Source organism: Coleofasciculus sp., from assembly GCF_046539235.1.
In the GTDB taxonomy this organism is placed as follows: Bacteria; Cyanobacteriota; Cyanobacteriia; order Cyanobacteriales; family Coleofasciculaceae; genus Coleofasciculus.
The window spans coordinates 1-4,092 of record NZ_JBKHHI010000517.1 but is presented as its reverse complement, the minus strand read 5'-3'; the positions used below and the strand labels follow the sequence as shown (position 1 = coordinate 4,092).

6 protein-coding genes are annotated in these 4,092 nt (G+C 45.9%); all 6 read right to left on the bottom strand.

The genetic code is table 11. The features are described from left to right. Positions 1 to 184 (bottom strand): HepT-like ribonuclease domain-containing protein (locus ACLFWI_RS27820; RefSeq protein WP_446415626.1); only part of this gene is annotated, 184 nt, incomplete at its 3' end. Continuing rightward, complete coding sequence (locus ACLFWI_RS27815; protein WP_446396169.1) at positions 181 to 474, bottom strand: nucleotidyltransferase family protein; 294 nt, start codon at positions 472 to 474, stop codon at positions 181 to 183. The genes ACLFWI_RS27815 and ACLFWI_RS27820, both read right to left, overlap by 4 nt. Positions 475 to 791: 317 nt before the next feature. Continuing rightward, positions 792 to 1,010, bottom strand: coding sequence for a FeoA family protein (locus ACLFWI_RS27810; protein ID WP_446334207.1), 219 nt, complete (start codon positions 1,008 to 1,010; stop codon positions 792 to 794). After that, positions 1,011 to 2,462, bottom strand: a complete 1,452-nt coding sequence (locus ACLFWI_RS27805) for a nucleoside recognition domain-containing protein (protein ID WP_446415625.1) — start codon at positions 2,460 to 2,462, stop codon at positions 1,011 to 1,013. After that, entirely contained in the window at positions 2,428 to 3,048 is a 621-nt protein-coding gene (locus tag ACLFWI_RS27800) for a FeoB small GTPase domain-containing protein (protein WP_446411068.1), read from the bottom strand. The genes ACLFWI_RS27805 and ACLFWI_RS27800 overlap by 35 nt, the downstream gene beginning before the upstream one ends. A 521-nt stretch (positions 3,049 to 3,569) precedes the next feature. Then, the gene (locus tag ACLFWI_RS27795; protein ID WP_446411069.1) at positions 3,570 to 3,803 is read right to left on the bottom strand and encodes a hypothetical protein; all 234 of its coding nucleotides are present in this window, start codon (positions 3,801 to 3,803) and stop codon (positions 3,570 to 3,572) included. Positions 3,804 to 4,092 lie beyond the last annotated feature (289 nt).

Genomic DNA, 4,092 nt, shown 5'->3' with positions numbered 1-4,092 from the left:
CCGCCTTGAGATCGTCAGAAAGTCGCTGTGTTGATTCCGCCATTGTTTGTAAACGACGTAAAACCGCATCTTGCACCAGAGACTCATTCATAAAACTATCCTTACCATTGCGCGTATAGTGCTTAATTCGGTCGATACACTCCAAAATATGTTCAATATAGACAGCATCTCTTTCTCGATTCACAACGGTTTTGCCTCCTGCAAAACTCGCTCTCGGATTAAAGCACTTAAACCCTTCTCCGTCACAATATCCACCTTACACCCCAATAAATCCTGTAAATCCATCAATAATCCTCCAGGAAACCAAGGAGAAATTTTAGAGACATCGTAATCAATCAAAAAATCAATATCGCTGCTTTCTGATTCTTCCCCCCTGGCTACCGAACCAAAAACCCGCACATTAAATGCTCCATGTTTTGTCGCAATTTCAGTAATTTTATCTCGGTTTTCTTGTAAACGTTGACTAAGTTTCATGCTGACCTTTTCTCCTTAGTCAAAATTATATTCTAGTAAAGTTCCCCTTTTCCGTTCCCCCCTTCTCCCCCCTTTTCAAAAGGGGGCTAGGGGGGATGGGGGATCTAACTTTTCACGGGAAGTCTAGAAACTATTGTAGAGACGCGCCATGGCGCGTCTGGGCGGGTTTAGTCACATCTGGGTGCAACCCAAAAAATAGTCGTGAAACCCGCCCCTACACATTTAAGACTAACGTTGCGCCACATAACGTGAAAAGTCAGATGGGGGCTAGGGGGGTGGGAGTTGGGATTAGGGGATGAGGGTGAAAAATTCCCCCCTTACCGATGCAAATAAATAACCTTTGCCATTTCCCGATCCAACGCCGCACGAGTTCTGCCCACCTTAATAATATAAGAAGGAAACCGCTGCTCCAACAGAATCGGCATTCCGGGACTAATTCCCATCGCCATCAACTTCTGCAACGTCATCTCATCCTTTGTCTTCAACGCAGCAACGGTGCCGCTATTTCCCCGTTTAACCGATGCTAGTGCAATCATTTAAATCGTCACTCCTAATACATTTAACAAACCATTAACCAGATATCCCACCAAAAAGGCAAAGGGAAAAATAAACGCCACAATCGCCCAAGTTACTTTCGCCCCCCGCTCTTTCAACATCACTTGCAGTTGGGCAATACAAGGCAAAAACAGCGTCAACACAATCGCCGTCACCACCAACTGATTCCCCGTAAAAATCCCCTCTTGCTGCATATCAAACAACCCAGCTGCGCCGTAATCCCGCCGGAAGAAGCCATATAAAAAGATCGGCGCTGCTTCTCTAGGTAATCCTAACCCTAAAGCAATCGGCTCAATCCCCTGAATAATCAAGCCAAACAACCCGGTCAAACGCCCAAACCAAATAATCACCGATGCCCAAATAAATAGGGGCAAAATCTCCAAGAAATACCACTTCATTCTGAGATAGGTTTTCACCAGAATGTTTTGCAGTTTGGGAAAGCGCAAGGGGGGAATTTCCATATAAAAACTAGCCGGGTTTCCCGGAAGCATTCGGGCGCTTAAATAGCCCGTAATCATAAAAATTGCCGTAATTACTCCACCCCAAATCAACAACGCCGCAGGTTTTTGGGCTAACAATCCCACAATCACCCCCCACTGTGCCGCACAGGGAATGGCTAAGGAGAGTAAAAACGTGGCAATTAATCGTTCCCTTGTTGTTTCCAGGGTTCGGGTAACTAAGGTTGCCATCGTATCACAGCCCAATCCCAACACAATCGGAATCACCGCCCGCCCCGATAACCCGATCGCTTTAAACAGGTTATCCAGCATCAGGGATAATCGCGGCAGATAGCCACTGTCTTCCAGGAAGGAAAACATTAAAAAGAATGTGGCAACCACAGGTAAGACAATCGCCACTGCATAGCGAATCCCTAGGGTAATAATCCCGTAGTCGTGGGCGATTAAATCCTGTAAAGGTTGCCAGGGTAAAATTACCGTTACCGTTTGGTTGACAACGGGATTAATGTATGTTTCAAAGAAGGTTTCAATGGTATCTACCATCGTCCCCGCCCCAAATTCCCCGACAAATTTGTAAACCCCGTAATAGAGAATCGCCAGCAAAATCGGAAATCCTGTCCACGGATTGACCGTGAGTTGGTGCAGTCGTTCCGCTAACGGGGTTTTGCCTTGATTGGATTCGCTGAGAACCGTTTGTTCGATCGCCCACGCCCTTTGCTGACGCGCCTTAGCAATAGCCGAGATTAGCGGTTCATCCAACTGACTCTCAGCATCAGCGATCGCGGCTTTAATTTCTGCTTCTGTCTCCTGAATCTGAAGCTGCTGCCAAAGTGCAGGATCTTTTTGCAACAGGAGTAAGGCGATACTGCGCCGAGATAAAGGATAATCCTGGGATAGCGACAGCCGGGATAGCAACGACTCCAGTTTCGCGATCGCAACCTCAATAGGTTCCGGATAAGCAAGCTGACTTAACATAATCACCCACCTTATATTTCAAATCTCGTAAACCAACATTTAGTGCCGCTGCCATGGTGACAACCGGAATCCCTAATTCCATCTCCAGATGATCCCGGTGAATCTGAATCCCCAGTTGTTCGGCTTCATCGATCATGTTGACGGCTAACAACACAGGCAAACCCGCTTCAATAAGCTGAAACGTCAACGGCAGCATCCGCCCTAAGTTTTTGGCATCGACGACATGAATCACCAAGTCTACGGATTCACTGAGTAATAAATCCCGCGATACTTTTTCCTCTTCGGTAATCGGGAGTAGCGAATACATTCCCGGCGTATCCACCACCGCAAACAGGCGATCCCCAACCGTCATCTGACCCCTGGAGACTTCCACCGTTGTACCGGGATAATTGGACACAGTAACATAAGTACCCGTCAGGGCATTAAACAGAACACTTTTACCCACATTGGGCGTCCCCACCAAAGCCACTTGTGGAATCGGTTCAGTTTTCAGCGATGAGGATTGCGGCGGTTTACTCCACCATTTCCAGCCATTCCTTCTATTGGGCTTGCGGTGACAGGTGTTCTGACATTTGTGACATTCCATATCTTCTTGACTCCGATGATGGGAAGCAAATTTGGCAACTTGTTAAAAGTAATTCTCATTAAGTGTAGTCAAAAATGACCTAGGTTTCTGTATCAGGTCTACCTTTTAAAAAAGCTTAATATTTGGGGGGTAAGAGGAACCTCTCTTAGCTGAGATCGATTAACCGAAGGTTGACGACGAAGCCTTCTTCCCTGTCCTGATCAAAGTGTAAACCCCTTGTCTCAATCTGACAAGATAGATAAATGCTGAAACAGATTCCCTTTACCATGCCAGGGATTGGCGGCAATGGGGCGTTGGTTAGGCACGAAATGAAATATATACTAATTTACCGAAATATTTTTTAATAAATGTTGAGAATAAGTCACTTTAAGTTGAAGTCGGGTGGGCAGGAGTGATCAACCTGGAAATGCTCAGGTTATCAAGAGAGTGCTATTGCCCACCTCAATCTTCTGTATGGCGTCACCCCTTCACCTCATCACCCCCTCTTTTGGGAACTGATGGGTATTTGCAGCCAAATTGCCCTAGGATGACGAGTGACTTGTCGTATACCGTTGTTCTGCCAGATCTCGGATCAGAGACAAGCGATTATAGAGATAGTCATTCAAAATATGCATTTCCTCAGAATTGAGACCTCGCTCTTGTTTGAGTTGCTTGAGTATCCACTGAACCAGACTAGCATCGTCAAGTTTCAGTAGCAGATTAGATTGAGTCGTTTCAATTAAAGACCACAACTGACGCAGCATTGTGGGAGTCATACAATCTCCTTCCTTAGGTAAAGTGGCAGCAGCCGAGAAATAAAGCTGGTTTTCCAGCGCCTTGTCGCGATCCGGCAAAGAACACGACTCCGTTAAGAATTACTTAAGGATTGCTTGGTTTTTTTTACCATAGCTCATCTCGAACAACCCAACTCACGATTGTAGTCAGGATGATACAAGAGTTACCAAAGCCTTAACAAATTGAAAAATTACGTTGTAAAACTGACCAGCTATGTCGATTGACTGGGCGATCGGTTGTCGGTGAAGACTCGGACTGGTAATGATTTCG

Excerpts from the sequence above, each read along its gene's own strand:
- ACLFWI_RS27815 (WP_446396169.1), bottom strand. The coding sequence starts at position 474 with ATGAAACTTAGTCAACGTTTACAAGAAAACCGAGATAAAATTACTGAA.
- ACLFWI_RS27810 (WP_446334207.1), bottom strand. The coding sequence starts at position 1,010 with ATGATTGCACTAGCATCGGTTAAACGGGGAAATAGCGGCACCGTTGCT.
- ACLFWI_RS27805 (WP_446415625.1), bottom strand. The coding sequence starts at position 2,462 with ATGTTAAGTCAGCTTGCTTATCCGGAACCTATTGAGGTTGCGATCGCG.
- ACLFWI_RS27800 (WP_446411068.1), bottom strand. The coding sequence starts at position 3,048 with ATGGAATGTCACAAATGTCAGAACACCTGTCACCGCAAGCCCAATAGA.
- ACLFWI_RS27795 (WP_446411069.1), bottom strand. The coding sequence starts at position 3,803 with ATGACTCCCACAATGCTGCGTCAGTTGTGGTCTTTAATTGAAACGACT.